The sequence below is a fragment of the Rhodococcus sp. GB-02 genome (genome assembly GCF_053470465.1).
The window spans coordinates 1,664,891-1,682,477 of record NZ_JBPUKE010000001.1 but is presented as its reverse complement, the minus strand read 5'-3'; the positions used below and the strand labels follow the sequence as shown (position 1 = coordinate 1,682,477).

Annotated in this window: 11 protein-coding genes; 7 read left to right on the top strand and 4 right to left on the bottom strand. The window is 63.1% G+C overall.

The window, feature by feature from the left end:
- The first annotated feature begins 1 nt into the window (after position 1).
- The 3 genes from ACSW29_RS08010 to ACSW29_RS08000 all read left to right on the top strand — a co-directional run bounded on the left by ACSW29_RS08010 (position 2) and on the right by ACSW29_RS08000 (position 5,692).
- A complete protein-coding gene (locus ACSW29_RS08010; protein ID WP_317828188.1) occupies positions 2-2,437 on the top strand; it encodes a LuxR C-terminal-related transcriptional regulator in 2,436 nt (811 codons plus the stop codon).
- 380 nt (positions 2,438-2,817) lie between these two features.
- The gene (locus ACSW29_RS08005) at positions 2,818-4,158 is read left to right on the top strand and encodes a S1 family peptidase (RefSeq protein ID WP_448277001.1); all 1,341 of its coding nucleotides are present in this window, start codon (positions 2,818-2,820) and stop codon (positions 4,156-4,158) included.
- Positions 4,159-4,381: 223 nt separating this feature from the next.
- A complete protein-coding gene (locus ACSW29_RS08000; protein WP_448277000.1) occupies positions 4,382-5,692 on the top strand; it encodes a S1 family peptidase in 1,311 nt (436 codons plus the stop codon).
- 95 nt (positions 5,693-5,787) lie between these two features.
- Here ACSW29_RS08000 and ACSW29_RS07995 read toward each other — a convergent pair whose 3' ends face one another.
- Entirely contained in the window at positions 5,788-6,438 is a 651-nt protein-coding gene (locus ACSW29_RS07995; RefSeq protein WP_230816366.1) for an ammonium transporter, read from the bottom strand.
- A gap of 359 nt (positions 6,439-6,797) precedes the next feature.
- On the opposite strand from ACSW29_RS07995, the gene ACSW29_RS07990 reads away from it, so the two are divergent.
- A complete protein-coding gene (locus ACSW29_RS07990; protein WP_448276999.1) occupies positions 6,798-9,956 on the top strand; it encodes a (Fe-S)-binding protein in 3,159 nt (1,052 codons plus the stop codon).
- A gap of 175 nt (positions 9,957-10,131) precedes the next feature.
- Here the strand turns inward: ACSW29_RS07990 and ACSW29_RS07985 are convergent, their stop codons facing one another.
- Both ACSW29_RS07985 and ACSW29_RS07980 read right to left on the bottom strand, forming a co-directional pair.
- Positions 10,132-10,587, bottom strand: a complete 456-nt coding sequence (locus ACSW29_RS07985; RefSeq protein ID WP_317828193.1) for a hypothetical protein — start codon at positions 10,585-10,587, stop codon at positions 10,132-10,134.
- 40 nt (positions 10,588-10,627) lie between these two features.
- Positions 10,628-11,806 carry a DUF6745 domain-containing protein gene (locus tag ACSW29_RS07980; protein WP_448276998.1) on the bottom strand — a complete coding sequence of 393 codons (1,179 nt, stop codon included), beginning with the start codon at positions 11,804-11,806 and terminating at the stop codon, positions 10,628-10,630.
- Positions 11,807-11,987: 181 nt separating this feature from the next.
- On the opposite strand from ACSW29_RS07980, the gene ACSW29_RS07975 reads away from it, so the two are divergent.
- The gene (locus ACSW29_RS07975) at positions 11,988-12,503 is read left to right on the top strand and encodes a hypothetical protein (RefSeq protein WP_448276997.1); all 516 of its coding nucleotides are present in this window, start codon (positions 11,988-11,990) and stop codon (positions 12,501-12,503) included.
- Here the strand turns inward: ACSW29_RS07975 and ACSW29_RS07970 are convergent.
- Positions 12,493-14,430, bottom strand: a complete 1,938-nt coding sequence (locus tag ACSW29_RS07970) for a prolyl oligopeptidase family serine peptidase (RefSeq protein ID WP_448276996.1) — start codon at positions 14,428-14,430, stop codon at positions 12,493-12,495. The genes ACSW29_RS07975 and ACSW29_RS07970 overlap by 11 nt on opposite strands.
- A gap of 98 nt (positions 14,431-14,528) precedes the next feature.
- Here ACSW29_RS07970 and ACSW29_RS07965 point away from each other — a divergent pair, with 98 nt between their 5' ends.
- Positions 14,529-15,782 carry a pyridoxal phosphate-dependent aminotransferase gene (locus tag ACSW29_RS07965; RefSeq protein ID WP_019747413.1) on the top strand — a complete coding sequence of 418 codons (1,254 nt, stop codon included), beginning with the start codon at positions 14,529-14,531 and terminating at the stop codon, positions 15,780-15,782.
- A 532-nt stretch (positions 15,783-16,314) separates the two neighbouring features.
- On the top strand, positions 16,315-17,577 hold the full coding sequence (locus ACSW29_RS07960) for a YibE/F family protein (RefSeq protein ID WP_283305974.1): 1,263 nt from the start codon (positions 16,315-16,317) through the stop codon (positions 17,575-17,577).
- The last annotated feature ends 10 nt before the right edge of the window (positions 17,578-17,587 follow it).

The window sequence follows — 17,587 nt, the reverse complement described above, 5'->3', positions numbered from 1 at the left end:
GATGAACCGTGACAGCGGCACCGAATCGTCTTACATCGCAGGACTTTTGCGCGGCATTGATCTGACTGCATCGCCACTGCGCCTGTTCCTCACCGGGACCGACGCCAGCGCTCGGCCCCAAGTGTCGAGGGCAGTGCGGAAAAGAATCGAATCGGGTGACAAGCCCGTGGTCACCACGCTCGCACATGATGCCCCGGCCGATGCGATTGTGGTGATCGCGGACGCGCAGGCTCTGACCTCCGATGAAATCCGAGCCCTGAACGAGCTTGTTCAACGCGACGACCTCGGAGTTGTCATCGCCTCCGATCGGATCGATCCTCCACTTGCACCGATCTACGCGAACATCTCGAGTTTCGGTACCGTCCTTCACCTGAACCCGTTGAACCGATCCGATATTCGGAAGATCGCCGCAGAGCGAAGGGTCCCACTCGACGACCGTGCCGTGCTGACGCTCGAGCACCTTGCCGGGGGCTCCCTCGGGGCCGTCGAAGCGTACTTCGCCGCCGCCTCGGCGGGCCGCCCGGAAATGGCGCCGGCCATACGCACACATTTTCTCCATCAGGTCACCGCTCTGCATCCGATCGAGCGGGAGATCCTGGAGGTTTCACTCGCCGTCCCGGACATCGACTCTTTCGAACTCGATCTGGGACAGGAGAAGTTCAGCCTCACAGCCGCATTCGACCGTGCACTGGCGACCGGACTGTTCGGGTCGCGATCTCCTCTCGTCGCGAGCGTTTTGGCAGAGTCGACCAGCACAGGGCGTATCCGCAGCGAGCTGATCAGAATCGTCGAATCACGCGCGCACGCGCGAACTCTCGACATCGACACAGCACGAAGACTTTTCGACTCCGGCATCCGCCACCGTGATCTCACGGCCGTACTACGAGACGCAATCGACGCCAGCATGCCGGCGGTCGCGGCAGATCTCTTTCGTCGTGTGCATTCGATCGAGCCTCTCGACCTGGCCGACACGCTGCTGTACGCCCAGGTCTCGGCTCGGAGTGGTGACCTCGACACTGCGTGCCGCCTGGCAGATTCCGTCATCGCCGAACCCGATCTCGACACCGCGAAACTGGCGACGGCAGTGCGGATCCGCGCAGCTTCATCCGCTAGCTGTGGTCAACTCGGCGCTGCTGCAGATCTCTACGCCTGGCTCGGGCCAGAGCGCACCAGAAGCGAATCCCCCTTCGCCGCAATCACCTTCCTAGGCATCGGCAAGGTCGACGACGCGAACGCGGCGCTCACCGGGCACACCGGATCACCGTCGAGCACCACGGTCGGCGCTGCCACTCTGGCCAACGGATTGATGCAATCGGTAACGGTGAGTGCACCGGGTGCGCTCAACACAATGTCACGCGCGCTCTCCCTCCCCGGCGGCGCCGACACCTCGCAATTCCAGCCTGATTCCGCCCCGGCACTCGTCGCGCTGGCGCTCCTGCACAACGGTGCCCACGAACGCGCCGCCGCTGTTGTCACCGCCGCGATCACCGCCGACGACGCAAGCAGTCACACGTGGGCACGACTTCACATTCTCGGTGCCTGGATCGCGATGATCCGTGGGAACGACACTGCTGTCGAAGACTTACCGGAAGAGGTAGTCCGCGGTCCCCTCCGCGAACGTGACGCACTGTTTCTGCATGCTCTGATCGTGGGTCTCGCTCGGCGCTCCGGCGATCTCGCTCAATTGCGTCGGGCTTGGTCCGGCGCGGCAGGCGCCCTCTCGTCCTGCAGCGTGGATCTCTTCAATCTGCTTCCCATCGGCGAACTGTGGCTTGCGGCAGTACGACTCGACGAGGCCGAGCAGGTCGAGCATCTTGTCGACGACGCGCGCTCACTCCTCCGTGCCCTCGGCGAGCCGCCGCTGTGGTCTTCGCCGCTTCATTGGTACGGCGTCCAGGCATCGATCCTCGCGCAGTCGCCGGCCGACCTTCTTCCACACGCGCATGTACTCGCGGAATCAGCAAAAACCCACACTTACGCATCCGGTTTGGCGACCGCCGGACGCCAGTGGCTCCTACTCATGCAGGGCACCGTGAACGCAGACGAAGTCGAAGCCGCCGCGCGAACGCTCAGCCGAATCGGACTCCCCTGGGACGCGGCCCGCCTCGCCGGCGAAGCAGCGCTGCGCACCCCGGACACCAAATCGGCGACGGCCTTGCTCCACGTCGCGCGCTCGCTACGCACAACGTCGACGGCCGAGACGAATGCAACCGATTCGGCCGACAGCGCGACACCACCGTCGGTTCTCACCGAGCGCGAACAAGAAGTTGCCGAACTCGTAGTCGTCGGCCTGACGTATCGGGAAATCGGCGAACGTCTCTACATCTCCGCCAAAACCGTCGAGCACCATGTCGCACGCATCAAGCGACGCGTCGGGGCACAGTCTCGTTCGGAATTGCTCACCATCCTTCGAAGCATGACACCGACGAACAAATAGTCAGCTGCACGTTGCGCAAAGGCCTGCGCATCTCCTCTCAAGGAGAGTTTTCACACGAAATGGAGCACGCATGCCGAGCGGTTCCGGCACCCGAAAATTCTCGACGCACAAGCTCCATGTCCCCCGGCACCACGCCCGCCACCGCGGCGAGTCCGTCCGGAGCGGTTTCGCAATCAGCGACCTCGCTCCCGTCGGAAGTACCCGACCTGGTGGTCCCGAATCCCGACATGCCCGCAATGCCAGTGGCCCGAGACCCGGAATGCGAAGTTAAACAGAAGGATTCAACTGTTCGAGGGAAGGCACATATTCCTCGTCAAAATTTTTCCCCTATGGTGGGTGCGGTACCTACCGGCTTGGTGCCGGGGACTTGAAGGGATTTCATGCCTAACTCGTTGGCGATCCGCACTGCTGTGGTCGGCGCCTCGGCACTACTGCTCGCAGCTCCATTCATCACGACGGCATCGGCAGAGCCCGCCTCCGACACGCATGTCGAACAGCTCGAAGCCGACCAGCTTCCGGCTGAGCTGGTCGAGGCAATCACACGCGATCTGAAGATCTCCCCGCAGGAGTACCTGGACCGCGCTGCCAAAGCTCAGGAGCTCGGTGCGTACGCCCAGGATTTCAAGTCCGAGCGCCCCGGCGACTACGCCGGCTCGTGGATGGGACTCGACGGTCAACCCGTCGTAGCCGTCACCACTACCGAAGCTGCACGCATCGCCGCCGACGACGGTTACCGCACGCACGTCGCCCCCGTCTCCGCCGATACTCTCGAGAAGACACTGGCCGACGTCAACGGATGGATTGCCGGGCTGCCCAAGGAAATCTCACGCGCAGTCAATTCGGCGACTATCGACGTCCTGAACAACCAGGTCGTCATCGACGTCGCGAACAGCCCCGTCGGGCAGGCACTCAATCTTCCGACCCTGCTCGAAAACACCAAAATCGTTCTCAGCCCGGACGGTGGCGGATCGGTTGACCCCCGAGCGCTCGGCGGCGACACCTACATCACGTCGACGGGCCCCATTCGCGAGACGCCGACCGAGAACATCTCGGTCTGCTCGTTCGGGTTCAACGCCGTCGACAATCAGAACAACGCACTCAATATCAGTGCTGGACACTGCAATCCGGCCGAGGGTTCGAAGTCGCCGGTCTACCTGCCGAATCACGCGAACGTCGACGACAGTCAATTGATCGGCGCCTTCTCACAGTCTTCCGTCGGCAACAACGCCGGCGATCTCGATTACTCGGTCATCAAGTTCGACCAGTCGGGCATCGACGCCGGCCTCGATCGCGCTGCCGTCCGCGGCGCCAACGGCACCACCCTGGCGATCACCGGAACAGCACGTCCCGTGATCGGCGCCCCCATCTGCAAGTCGGGCCAGACGTCCTCCTTCACCTGTGGCGTCGTGGCGGCGGATCGAGTCGAAACACAATTAGTCATGGCCGACGGTGATTCGCGAACCGTCCGCGGATTCGCCGGTACCGCGTGCACCCTCGCCGGCGACAGCGGCGGCGCCATCGTCTCCGGAACCTTGGCGCTGGGCATCACCAGCGGCTCGAACAGCAGCGGCGCCCCCAGTTGCAACGAAGCGAACCTGGTACTGGCGACCTCGGGTGGAACCTCGAATCTCGGTATTCCGGTCGGAGATATTCTCGACGCGGCAGATCGCGCATCCGGTGGCGGCGTCGGTTCCGGAATCCGCGTTCGCACTGCGGGTTGACCAACCCTGATCCACTCACCGTGCCCGCCGATCCGTATCTCGATCGGCGGGCACAGTGCTGTCGTCGGCCAGAGTCAGCGCTGTGTGCTCCTGTAACGGGTGGGATTAGTGCGTTCGAACCCATATAGTCATGGTCGACTGTGATCGGCTCACACAAGTCCGTGAGCCGTATCCGTGTGCTCCCAGGGGGGTGGTACGCGGTCAACGAAGTGGAAAGGCCCTCATGCGAAGCTCCATCGCACGTCGTGCCGCAGTGTTCGGTTCGGCCGCGCTGCTGCTCCTCGGACCGATTACCGCGGTCGCGAACGCAGAACCGAACGAATCCGGGGTATCCGATCAGGCAGCCCATCTGCCCGTCGAACTCGCCGAAGCTCTACAGCATGACTTGGCACTGACGCCCGACCAGTTCGTCTCGCGTTCCGAACTCGCGCAGAAGCTCGCGGAGTTCGCCGCCATCGCGCGCGTCCAGTTCCCCGACTCCTTTGCCGGCGTGTGGCTCGACGACCTCGGCAAGGGAGTCGTCGCTCTCGCTGACGGTCGCGACAAGGACGCTGCCCGCGAGGCCGCCGAGAAGGCCGGCTTCGAGGTCAAGGACGTCGCTCAGAGCGAGCAGGCCCTGCACGGCCAACTCTCGGCACTCAACGCGTGGCTCGATTCGCAGCCTGCCGAGGTCGCAGACCTCGTGCGTGGCATTGCCGTCGATGTAGTCGGCAACGGAGTTGCCCTTACAGCCGATCCTGCCGCCGGCATCGAATTGCCTGAATTCCTGAAACGGACAGTTGTACACACCGCTGCTCCGCTGCTGGTTCCCCCGATCGTCGCGGACCTCATCCCCGCAACCGGGTCCGCAACCGGCGACGCCGCACTGGGCGGAGACGCCTTCGGCGCAACCTCCGGCAACACCGGACTTCGTTGTTCGTTCGGATTCAACGGCACCGACGGTTCAGGACGCACGGTCAACATCAGCGCCGGCCACTGTGATCCCAACCGCGCCGCTGCCGGCACCTCGAACTCCAGCCAGGTCTTCCCTATGGTGAACAACCAGACCGGACCCCGCGTCGGATACTTCGCCAAGAGCAGCTTCGACGGGCGCGACTACTCGGTCATCAACATCGACGACAACGCGAAGTACCGCTTCGAGAACAACAGCGTGCGGGTCCCGTTCAACCGTTCGGTCAACATCACCGGTACCGCCGATCCTGTTGTGGGCGCCCCGGTATGCAAGGCAGGATCGACCACCGGCTTCAGCTGCGGCGTCGTCACCGGCGTCAACCGCGTCGCCAAGGTTTTGGATCACACGCTCGACAACGGTTTCACCACCAACATCTGCGTCCTGCAGGGTGACAGCGGTGGCCCCATCGTCTCCGGAACATTGGCAGTGGGCATCACGAGTGCCTCCAACGTCGCCACCTCCCCCCTGTGCGAGATCGCACAGGCCGAGACGCTGTTCGGACAGGAAGCACCGACGCAGTACGCGACGCCGATCAACGACATCCTCGCGGCCAATCCAGGCCTGAAGGTTCGCGACTACTGATCGCATGCTTTAACCGAGGTAGCAAAACGGGCGCCACACCTTCAGAAGGTGTGGCGCCCGTTTCGGCGTTTGTGACGTTCTACTGGAACAGCTGCTTACTGGAAGAGAGTTGTTCCGGCCGGAGCGTTCAGGACCTTGATCAGGTCCATACCCGCGACGATGGCGGTTCCGCCGCCGGCGAGGATCGTACCGGCGACTCCACCGATACCGGCGCCGGTGACCATGCCGGGCAGGCAGCCGATAACCAGGCCGGGCAAACCCACGATGCAACCGATGACTGCACCGACGATCGTGCCGGTGAGGCTACCGATCTGCGTGGCAAGCCCGAGCTGTGACTGGAACTTCTCGATGGCCTTCTGATCCTCGTCAGGCGAAGCCACCGGGGTGAACTCGGCAGCGACCGGTTTCGGCTTGGAGCTGGCCGGATCCAGGTTCGGCTTGAGGGTGAGGGTCTTGCCGTCCTCACTGACGGTTTCGTCGAACGGGAACTGAACGTCGCCGAGGTTGAACGCGAGCGGCAGGCTCACGAGAGTTGCGCCCTGGCTGTTCTGCAGATCGACGTGTGTTCCGTCACCCGATACTCGGAATGCCCCAGCGTCGATGGTGGTGACGACAGCCTGGTCGACGACCTCGGCGGTGTACGAAACGTCGGGTGACGTCTCCGGAGCTGCATAAGAAGTACCTGCAGCGATGCCCATAGCGGCAATGGTCATCGCTGCGACGGCCGCAGCTTTACGAATGAACATTTTCAATCCTCCCCGGGATCGGGCGGGCGCAAGTCGATGACTCACGCCACCCGTTTCCCCTGTGCGTGACGGGCGTAACGATAACAGTCGGTCGGTTGTCCTCACCTGCTCGGAACCCGAGTTAGGGCTGCCTGACAGATAGACACCTGATGGGCACCGCCTAACGTGACGACCAGACATGTCTGCGTCTGACCAAGCCCGTCCGACGCAGAAGATTGATCTCTCCAGGCCACGAGCGGTTACCAGCCGGTACCTACAGGCTGGTAATGCTAGTTACTGGCGGGTAACATAACGCAGGTTAGTATCAGTGGGCTGTCCCGAGGTGGCCGACGCGTCGCCCTGAAACGAAAGGCCGCGACATGAATGCCCTGACGATTACGTTGGGCACGATTGGTGCACTGCTGAGCTTGGTGTGTTGGTACATCTTCCTCTCAGGTGCATTGAGGATGTTCAACACCGTGCGCATCGGCCAGTCGGCACCCGATCGATGGCGCCCGTTCTTCCCTCGCTTCAAGCAGATGATCATCGAGTTCATCGCGCACACGCGCATGAACAAGTTCCGCAGCGTCGGCTGGGCCCACTGGCTCGTCATGGTCGGCTTCCTCGGCGGATTCCTGCTCTGGTTCGAGGCTTACGGCCAGACGTTCAACCCGGAGTTCCACTGGCCTATCTTCGGTAACACGTGGGCGTGGCACCTGTGGGACGAGATCCTCGGCCTTGGCACCGTCATCGGTATCACCACGCTGATCGTGATCCGTCAGCTCAACCACCCGCGTCTGCCGGCGCGCCTGTCCCGATTCGGCGGCTCCAACTTCAAGGCTGCCTACGTCATCGAAGGCATCGTCCTGCTCGAGGGCCTGGGCATGATCATGGTCAAGGCCGGCAAGATCGCGACCTACGGCCACGCCAACCCGTGGACCGACTTCTTCACCATGCAGGTCGCGAAACTGCTTCCCGCCAGCCCCGTCATGATCTCGGTGTTCGCGTTCGTCAAACTGATGACCGGCATGATTTGGCTGGCGATCGTGGGCCGCAACATCACCTGGGGCGTCGCGTGGCACCGCTTCTCGGCGTTCTTCAACATCTACTTCAAGCGTGAAGACGACGGCACCGTCGCCCTCGGCGCCGCGAAGCCCATGATGTCCAAGGGCAAAGCCCTCACCATGGACAACGTCGACCCCGACACCGACACCCTCGGCGCCGGAAACATCGAAGACTTCTCCTGGAAGGGCTGGCTCGACTTCACCACCTGCACCGAGTGCGGCCGCTGCCAGTCCCAGTGCCCCGCGTGGAACACCGGAAAGCCGCTCTCCCCCAAGCTGCTCATCATGTCGCTCCGTGATCACGGCTACGCCAAGGCCCCGTACCTGCTCGCTGGTGGACGTAAGGACATGGGTGGCGACGAGATCGGTCTCGTCGACAGCGAGGGCAACGTCAAGGAAGCCGCCCTCGCCGCGATCCCGGAGGCCGCACGCCTCGAGGCCGACCGCAAGCTCGTCGGTGAAACCGTCGAAGGTGAGATGGCCCCGGTCATCGACGCCGAAACCTTGTGGAGCTGCACCAACTGCGGCGCCTGCGTCGAACAGTGCCCCGTCGACATCGAACACGTCGACCACATCATCGACATGCGTCGCTACCAGGTCCTGATCGAATCGGAATTTCCCTCCGAGCTCGCCGGACTGTTCAAGAACCTCGAGAACAAGGGCAACCCCTGGGGCCAGAACTCCAAAGACCGTCTCAACTGGATAAACGAGATGGACTTCGAGATCCCCGTCTTCGGCAAGGACGCCGACAGCTTCGAGGACTACGAGTACCTCTTCTGGGTCGGCTGCGCCGGCGCCTACGAAGACCGTGCCAAGAAGACCACCAAGGCCGTCGCTGAACTCCTCGCCACCGCGGGAGTGAAGTTCATGGTTCTCGGCGCCGACGAAACCTGCACCGGCGACTCCGCGCGTCGTGCCGGCAACGAGTTCTTGTTCCAGCAGCTCGCAATGCAGAACATCGAGATGCTCAACTCGGTCTTCGACGGTATCGAGCAGCGCAAGCGCAAGATCGTCGTCACCTGTGCGCACTGCTTCAACGCGCTCGGCAACGAGTACCCGGAGGTGGGCGGCGACTACGAGGTCGTGCACCACACCCAGCTGCTCAACCGTCTGGTGCGCCAGAAGAAGCTGATCCCCGTTGCATCCGTGAGCGAAGACGTCACCTACCACGACCCGTGCTTCCTCGGACGCCACAACAAGGTCTACGACGCTCCCCGTGAACTCATGGAAGCCTCCGGCGCCAAGCTCGTCGAAATGCCGCGTCACGGTGAACGTTCCATGTGCTGTGGTGCCGGTGGCGCCCGCATGTGGATGGAAGAGAACATCGGCAAGCGCATCAACGTCGACCGCGTCGACGAAGCGCTCTCCACCAACCCCAAGAAGATCGCCACCGGTTGCCCGTTCTGCCGCGTCATGCTCACCGACGGCGTCACTGCCCGTCAGGAGCAAGGCCAGGGCGAAGGCGTCGAGGTTGTCGACGTCGCACAGCTGATGCTCAACTCCGTCACCCGCCTCGAACCCACCAAGCTCACCGAGAACATCAAGGTGATCCCGCGGGAGAAGGCACCGGTCGCTGCTGAGGCAAAGGCCGAAACTGTCGAGCAGGATCGGGTCGCCGAAGTCGAGGAAGCAGCCGCGACTCCGGAGGCCAAGGCCGCACCCGCCGGCAAGGGCCTGGCCATGAAGGGCCTTGCCAAGGCACCCGGCGCGAAAGCTCCCGGGGCCAAGGCACCCGGCAAGGGACTCGGAATGGCAGGCGGAGCAAAGGCTCCCGGCGCCAAGAAGGCTGCTCCCGCTGCAGCCGACGCAGCTCCCGCTGCCGAAGCCACAGCACCCGCCGCACCTGCGGCGAAGCCCAAGGGCCTCGGTCTTGCGGGCGGAGCCAAGGCACCCGGCGGCAAGGGACTGCAGATGAAGGGCGCTGCCAAGGCACCCGGAGCGAAGGCTGCGGCCACACCGGCAGCGGAAACTCCCACTGCTGAGGTTGCAGCACCCGAAGCTGCTGTACCCGTCGCCAAGCCGAAGGGCCTCGGCCTGGCCTCCGGCGCCAAGGCTCCCGGCGGCAAGGGACTGCAGATGAAGGGCGGAGCCAAGGCGCCTGGAGCGAAGACAGCCCCTGCTTCTGAAGCACCTGCCGCTGCACCCGAAGCACCCGCCGCTGCACCTGCTGCACCTGCTGCACCTGCAGAGGCTCCGGCCGCCGAGGCGGAAGCCCCGAAGGCTCCACCGGTTGCCAAGGCCGGCGGACTCGGATTCAAGTCGGGCGCAAAGGCCCCCGGTGCCCGGAAGGCAGCTCCCGCTGCGGCCCCGGCACCGACCGCGGAGGCCGAACCCGTCAAGGCGGAAGCACCCGCCGAAGCACCTGAGGCGTCCGCACCCGCAGAAGCTCCGGCTCCTGCTGCCGCGCCACCCGCTCCCAAGGCAGGCGGGCTCGGATTCAAGGCCGGCGCAAAGGCTCCCGGCCGCAAGAAGTAGACGCACCACACGCGAATGCCCTCACCGTCATGGTGGGGGCATTCGCGTTTGAATGGGAGCCCCTAGCCGACCGAGCACCCTTTCCCTCGACCCAGCACACAGTGCAGCACGCGGAAACCGGTGCTCGCCCTATGCAAGTGGTGCTCACTCCCCCGCCAAACTCGAGGCCGGCGTGTCAATCAGCGACAAGCATCACCGCACCGCGCGCACGCCCGACTCCCCTTTCCTGCTGCCGTCCGATGACATAACGCCCCGGGCCGATACCGGTCGCGCCGTGCTCCGGATGGATGAGGTACGCGGTCACTCGGGTGTCGAGCACGCCGAGCGCAAGGCCCCGAGCATCTTTCACCGGTGTCGACCAGGTGCACTCCCCTGCGTCTGCAACCAAGCTGTGAGGGTTGCCGCCCGCCGCGCTCCGCAGCAGTTCCACTCCGGAGAGCGGAACAGTCACGGATCGAGTCCACGGCAACGGCGCGACGATGTTCGCAAGCAGCGAGAACGGGATCACGATGAGATCGCCCTGTGCCTGAAGACCGTCGACCACAGGAATGGACACTTCCTTCTCGAGATAGTCGAAGACATCGAGGCCGGTAAGGGTGGTAAGAGCGGACAAGGTCATGTTCGAGTTCATATGTATCACCTGGGGTTTGAGGTTGAGGTGGGTTTGACGTTCAGGTTCGGCGAACGAGGCATGCATAGTCGGCACCGGTGATACCGTAGGTCCAGCCGGCGGCATCCATCGCGGACGTGAACCATCCCGGCACGTGAAGTCCGTATCGCCGCCGATGCCCATCGCGTTCGAGAGAGCCGTTGACCGCGAGTAGGATTCGCCCACTTCGGCCCCAGCCTTCCGGCGACGCATAGAGCTGCAGGAGACAACCTGCATTGCCGGGATCGTCAGTTTCGTCGACCAGCGTCAGTCCGGCACTATCAATGTAGGTATCCCAGCCGATGCGCTCGATCGCACATCGGCGGATCTCGACATTGCGCTCCTGCGCGATCCGTTCGGCGGTCGGGTTGAGCACCACCCAGTCGGGAACGATCGCCCCGTGCAGAACGAACGCGTTTGTGCCGTCGTCGAATTCGATTGCAGGGGAATCGGAATGGTGCAACCGCCGCGCTCCCTGCACGCTGCCCGGAATCGGTTCGGCATTCAAGGCGGTGGGTCGTTCAGCCATGATGCACACACTGTCGAACGCCCACCACCACCCGGTCGAGTCAGCCAGCGCCGTTTGCACGTCCAGGAGCTCACGATCTTCCGAATCGAATGTCGCAAGACCATATCGACGGAACGTCTCGTAGTACGCGATTCGATGGGCTTCTTGCTGTCCGTACCAGGTCACCCTGCCGGCCACCGGGGTCAACGTCGTTCGTATCGCAGCTGCGACGCCGTCGAACAGCGTGGTGTGCAACGATTCCCAAACGGATGCCCTGATCAGGCGTTCCCTCTGCCGGCGTTCTATCTGCCAGTCAGTTCTCCGACGTTCGATTCGCGCGTCCATGCGTCGGCGCGATGCCGCAAACATGCTCGCGATATACCCAGATGGGCAGTCGAGTCCGGTGCCGTCCACAGACATCTTGGTCAACAGCTCTTCGGTCGCAATCAGGTCCGAACCGGCGCGGGGAGACGGGACCCAGACAAACTCCGGTTTTGAGAGCCCGGATCGCCGATACAGTTGCACGACAGAAGATTCCGCGGTCGATCGATCGGCGGGACGAGTACACAATCCGCGTTCGAGCCAAACGTCGCGGATCTTTTCCAGGGCCTGACTGTCTTCATCGAAGAGATTGAAGTTCTCGGGCAATGTCGCTCGACGTGATGCCGACGAGCGAATCGGTGCGGCGCTCACGCGACGGTGGCGGTGTCCGCCTTTCCTGTAGTCATAGTTCTACAGCGTGGCACGCAAACGCTCCGAACGCAAGGAATGCCCGGGCGCAACGTCGAGAACCTGCCACCGTTTCCGTTAACAAAACACCCCCTCCAGTGAGGTGAAACCAGTTCGCACTGTGGACAAGTGGTGACCGATCGACATGGGGGAACAGACACATATCATCCGCAGGCCGGACCAACTGTCCCGCCTCGATGCCAACGGACGACATCGATTGCAAGTCGAGGCCGTGGCCGGTGCAGCATCACCCGGTGCCGCTGTCAGCCACATCTCGGCTGCGGTGCTGCACGGTTTCGAACTCTGGAGCACTCCGCTCGATGTCGTCCACCTGTCCCGGAGTCGGCGAGGTGGTGGCCGAAAGTCCGCTCCCCGAGTCACAGGTCAAATCCACGACGCTCGCGGGCTGGTCGGTCGCGTCGACTTCCTGTGGCTTGAACAGCGCACTGTCGGAGAGTTCGACGGCCGCATCAAGTACGGCCGACTGGTGCCCGCCGGTCGCAGCGCCGAGGACGTGCGCTGGAAGGAGAAACTCCGCGAAGACCGGCTCCGTGACGCAGGTTGGCAGGTCGCGAGGTGGACCTGGTCCGACCTGTCGACTCCGTCGCTCGTGACAGGTCGGATCACGGCGGCCTTCTCGCGCGGGCCGGTCAGGTACTAGCCGGCTCCCACAGCTCCAGCGCCGGAATGCCGGGTGGGGTGAATCCGAGCACCTGTCCGTAGAAGGACAACTCGGCGTTACGTGAGCTGATGATGGTCGACTGCTTGCGGAATCCGTGAGATTCACCCTCATAGGCCAGGTACGCGTGCGGAATGCCCTTGGCCACCAGGGCATCCCGGAATCGCTCCGCCTGCGAGGGTGGCACGATCGGATCGTCGAGACCCTGGAGCAGCAACACCGGGCAGTTCAACCCGTCGACGTTGTTGAGCGGAGCACGTTCCGCATACAGGTCGGCAGATTCCGGTAGCGGGCCGATCAAACCGTCGACGTAGCGCGATTCGAAATCGTGAGTTTCCTGCACAAAAAGGTCCAGTTCGGCTACGCCGAAATAGGAAGCACCACAAGCGAACACGTCGGACGTCGTCAGTGCGGCCAGCACGGTCCATCCACCCGCAGATCCGCCCTCGATGGCAAGGCGGGCCGGATCGGCAAGCCCCTGCTCGGCCAACCCGGTGACGGCGGTGACGACATCCTGCACGTCGACGACGCCCCACTCTCCGCGCAGTCGGTTGCGATACTCACGTCCGTAACCGGTCGACCCTCCGTAATTTACGTCGACGACGCCGATTCCGCGGCTGGTGAAGAAGGCGTAGACGAGGTTCAGTGCCGGTGCAACGTGTGCCGTCGGGCCACCGTGAACAAACGCGACGTACGGCGGCAGTTCACCGTCGAGACCTTTGTACCGCGGACTGCGCGGCGGATACGCGACGGCATGCACTTCTCGTCCCTGTCCGTGGGCGACGACGGCTCGCGCTTCCGGAAGATAGGCGGACTCGGGCAATCCTTCGACCGAGGAACGAATTTCTTCGAGTTCGCCGGTACCGAGGTTCAGTTCACGTAGCGCACCCGCCAGCTTTGCTCCGCCCGAGGTGAGCAGCAGCCGGTCTCCACGGACCTGCATGAGGCCGATGCTGGTGACGCCGGGGATCGCGATGTCGCGCAGTTCTCCCGACGCCGGGTCGAGTACCGCCAGTGTGTCGGTTCCCACGTTGCGTGCGGTGAGAAGGTGTCCGTTGTCGAGTTCGACGAACCAGCGCGCGCCGAATCGCCATTGCGGCCCACCGAAATCCGCATCCGCCGGGCAGACCGGGGTGATCTCCGCGCCGACTCGATAGATGTTCCACCAGCCGCTGCGATCGCTGATTGCGTAGAGCTCGTCGTCGGTGATCCACTCCGGTTGCAGGACAGACTCTTCGGGTCCACCGACCAGCACGGAGTACGCCTGCGCGACGCCGTCGACGAGTGAAGCGACCCGTAGTTCGGTACCGTCCCAGGGCATTTGGGGATGATTCCACGCGATCCAGGCGATCTTGGTTCCACTCGGCGAAAGCCTCGGCGAGGAGAGGAAATCGGATCCGCCGACGATCGAGCGAATCTCACCGGGGCCATCCAGCGGAATCGCACAGATGTCGCGCGTGATCGTCCCGTCAACAGCGTGCGATTCCCGAACCGCCCAGACTTCGCCGTTCACGATCTGCAGGTCCGCGTACCGCAGCGCGGCCGGCGACGCCGGCTCTGGCGTCAGAGCCCGCGGAGTGAGGCCGTCGAGGACGTACACGCGCTGATCGGAGAATTCACTGAAGACCAGTTTCCCGGACTCCGTGACGGTCCAGGCGCCACCGCCGTACTCGTGAACCCTGGTCCGCGCGTTCCACGGCGCGGGGAGAATGTCGACGGGTTGGTTGTCGAGACCAGACCGACGAATCGACGTCCGACCGCTCTCGGTCGGCCGGAGTTCGGCCCACCAGATCTCGTCGCCGACGTATCGTCCGCCCTCGACGGGGTGCCCACCTGCAGCGAGATCAGCTGCTGTGATCGGCGACGTCCACGATCCGTACGGGGCTGCAATCTGCTCGCTCGGGGTCATCGCTCGACAATAGCCAACGGGTCGTGCGACGCGGTCCCCGACAATGCACTGCACAGTCCCCGACAATGCACTTGCACAGTGGTGGGATCATGTAACTCGTGAGCACACCAGAACCCGTCCGCCATCGTCAGCCGCAGCGCGAGCTGGAGCAGTCGTCGAAGCTCCAGAACGTCCTGTACGAAATCCGTGGACCGGTGCACGCGCACGCCGCCCGGTTGGAGGCGGAAGGGCACCGGATCCTCAAGCTCAACATCGGCAACCCGGCACCGTTCGGATTCGATGCTCCCGATGTGATCATGCGGGACATGATTGCTGCTCTGCCCTATGCGCAGGGCTATTCGGAATCCAAGGGCATTCTGTCGGCGCGGCGCGCGATCGTGACGCGATACGAGCTGGTTCCCGGCTTCCCCGAGCTCGACGTCGACAACATCTACCTCGGCAACGGTGTTTCCGAGCTGATCACGATGACCATGCAGGCCCTCCTCAACAACGGCGACGAGGTGCTGATCCCAGCACCGGACTACCCGTTGTGGACCGCGATGACGAGCTTGTCCGGCGGCACACCCGTCCACTACCTCTGCGACGAGGCGAACGATTGGAATCCCGATATCGCCGATATCGAATCCAAGATCACCGACAAGACCAAGGCTCTCCTCGTCATCAACCCGAACAACCCCACGGGTGCGGTGTACTCGATGGAGGTTCTGCAGCAGTTGGTCGATCTGGCGCGCAAGCATCAGCTTCTGCTCCTCGCCGACGAGATCTACGACAAGATCCTCTACGACGACGCAAAGCACATCTCGCTGGCGACGCTTGCCCCTGATCTGCTGTGCCTGACTTTCAACGGCCTCTCGAAGGCCTACCGTGTCGCGGGATACCGCTCCGGCTGGGTGGCGATCACCGGGCCGAAAGATCATGCGGCCGGTTTCCTCGAGGGGCTCGATCTCCTGGCGTCGACGCGGCTGTGCCCCAACGTTCCCGGACAGCACGCCATTCAGGTCGCCCTCGGCGGACACCAGAGCATCGAGGACCTGATCCTGCCCGGCGGCCGCCTGCTCGAGCAGCGCGACGTCGCTTGGGAGCGGCTGAACATGATTCCTGGTGTCTCGTGCGTGAAACCTCGCGGCGCCCTCTACGCGTTCCCTCGCCTGGATCCGAACGTCTACGAGATCCACGACGACGAGAAGTTGGTTCAGGACCTACTTCTCCAGGAGAAGATCCTGATGGTTCAGGGCACCGGGTTCAATTGGCCGAACCACGATCACCTTCGCATCGTTACGCTTCCGTGGGCCCGAGATCTTGCCGTGGCCATCGAGCGATTCGGCAACTTCCTCACCAGCTACAAGCAGTAGATTCTCCGGCCGAATCCGGGCGAAATCGAGTAAACAATTCGTTGTACAAATGCCCCGTAAACGTAAAACGGCGGGGCATTTGTGCGACCTTGGTCACATATTTCGCAAACCACGCGGTTTGATTGACACTTGAACTATTTAGTGACCTGCCCTGATGTGAAAACGGTCCAACCGGTACGTGATTCGTTGTGAAATTGGTAGTTGGACAACACGCCAAATCGGTTTGAAATTGGGTAGATTAGATATCAGCACTTCGGTGCCGCGAGCACCTGGTATCCCTCCCCCCCCCTGTGGATACCAGGTTGGTGGCGGGGACAACCCCCCCCTGTTCCCCGCCACCCAGCTCGACCAATCTTAGTTTCACTCTCCGGTACTTCTATCCCGGATATTGTCTGTGCCGACACTGCCGTTGATCGACACTGCCGTTGATCGACACTGCCGTTGATCGACACAGTCCTCAGAAGCTGACCATTCGCTTCGGAGCCGATAACATTGCACCGGTGCAAATCCCCAGTCCGACACTCCGTTTCCGATGAGTCACGGCCACGGCCACGGCGGACCCATCCAGATCGGGCCCACCGCATCCCGCGTCGTCATCGGCTTGCTCGTCGTCATCGGCATGGTCGTCGTCGCGGCAGCAATCGCGCTGTGGCCCGACAAAAACTCTTTTCCGGTCCCGCTCCCGTTTCAGAATGCCGACGGCAGCTCGGTGGAAACCGAGGCGGGCACGGTCACCATGCAAGACCTCGGCGACTGCGGAAGTTCTTCCGCTGGAAGGGTATTCGTCGGTGCACCGCAGCCGCCGCCCACCTCGGCTTATCAATGCCAGCGGAGCATCGTCGATATCGAATCCGGGCCGAATGCCGGAACAAAGACCTTACTCGAGGTCATTCCGGGCGCCGGTCAGCCGGACCTTCGCGTGGGTGATCACATTCGCCTCGTGCGTCAGACGGACCCGAACGGCAATACGCAGTACTCCTTCGAGGACTATTCGCGGGGACTCCCGCTGGCGCTGATCGTCGTCGCGTTTGCCGTGGTCATCATCGCCGTTGCGCGGTGGCGCGGATTGCGCGCACTCGTCGGCTTGGTGATCGCCTTCGGCGTTGTCGTCGGATTTCTCCTCCCCGCCCTACTGGACGGCAAGCCTGCAATACCCGTCGCACTGGTCGCCGGGGCGGTGATCTTGTACGCGGTTCTCTATCTGGCGCATGGCGTCTCATTGAAAACCAGTTCGGCATTGCTGGGCACCCTCGCCGCGATGGTGCTCGCTGCCGTTCTCTCCTACCTCTGTATCGAACTGACGCATCTCACCGGACTGTCCGAAGAGCAGAACACCAATGTTCAGACGTACATCGAGCACATAGACATCACCGGCCTGCTGTTGGCGGGATTCATCATCGGCTCACTGGGCGTTCTCAACGACGTCACCATCACCCAGGCGTCCTCGGCATTCGAGTTGGCCGAACTCGACAAGCATGCGTCCCGCCGAAAAGTCTTCAGTGGTGCGATGCGGGTCGGACGCGATCACATCGCCAGCACGGTCTACACCTTGGTTCTCGCGTACGCAGGCGGGGCGCTGCCACTGCTGCTGCTCTTCAGTGTCAGCGGGCGCCCGCTTCAGGATGTTTTGGTCGGTGATGCCGTCGCGATCGAGATCGTACGGTCCGCGGTCGGCGGAATAGCTCTGGCTCTTTCGGTTCCGCTCACCACTGCCATCGCCGTGATTCTCGCACGTCCCCCCGGCAGTGCGGTCCAAGCCGGTTCGACTTCGGGTGGACGCCACTCCAAACGCTGAGAACCGGGCC

What these genes read in the sequence shown, in the direction of transcription:
- ACSW29_RS07960 (WP_283305974.1), top strand. Translation starts at nt 16,315, where the DNA reads ATGAGTCACGGCCACGGCCACGGCGGACCCATCCAGATCGGGCCCACC.
- ACSW29_RS07975 (WP_448276997.1), top strand. Translation starts at nt 11,988, where the DNA reads ATGGGGGAACAGACACATATCATCCGCAGGCCGGACCAACTGTCCCGC.
- ACSW29_RS08005 (WP_448277001.1), top strand. Translation starts at nt 2,818, where the DNA reads ATGCCTAACTCGTTGGCGATCCGCACTGCTGTGGTCGGCGCCTCGGCA.
- ACSW29_RS07970 (WP_448276996.1), bottom strand. Translation starts at nt 14,430, where the DNA reads ATGACCCCGAGCGAGCAGATTGCAGCCCCGTACGGATCGTGGACGTCG.
- ACSW29_RS08010 (WP_317828188.1), top strand. Translation starts at nt 2, where the DNA reads ATGAACCGTGACAGCGGCACCGAATCGTCTTACATCGCAGGACTTTTG.
- ACSW29_RS08000 (WP_448277000.1), top strand. Translation starts at nt 4,382, where the DNA reads ATGCGAAGCTCCATCGCACGTCGTGCCGCAGTGTTCGGTTCGGCCGCG.
- ACSW29_RS07990 (WP_448276999.1), top strand. Translation starts at nt 6,798, where the DNA reads ATGAATGCCCTGACGATTACGTTGGGCACGATTGGTGCACTGCTGAGC.
- ACSW29_RS07995 (WP_230816366.1), bottom strand. Translation starts at nt 6,438, where the DNA reads ATGTTCATTCGTAAAGCTGCGGCCGTCGCAGCGATGACCATTGCCGCT.
- ACSW29_RS07985 (WP_317828193.1), bottom strand. Translation starts at nt 10,587, where the DNA reads ATGAACTCGAACATGACCTTGTCCGCTCTTACCACCCTTACCGGCCTC.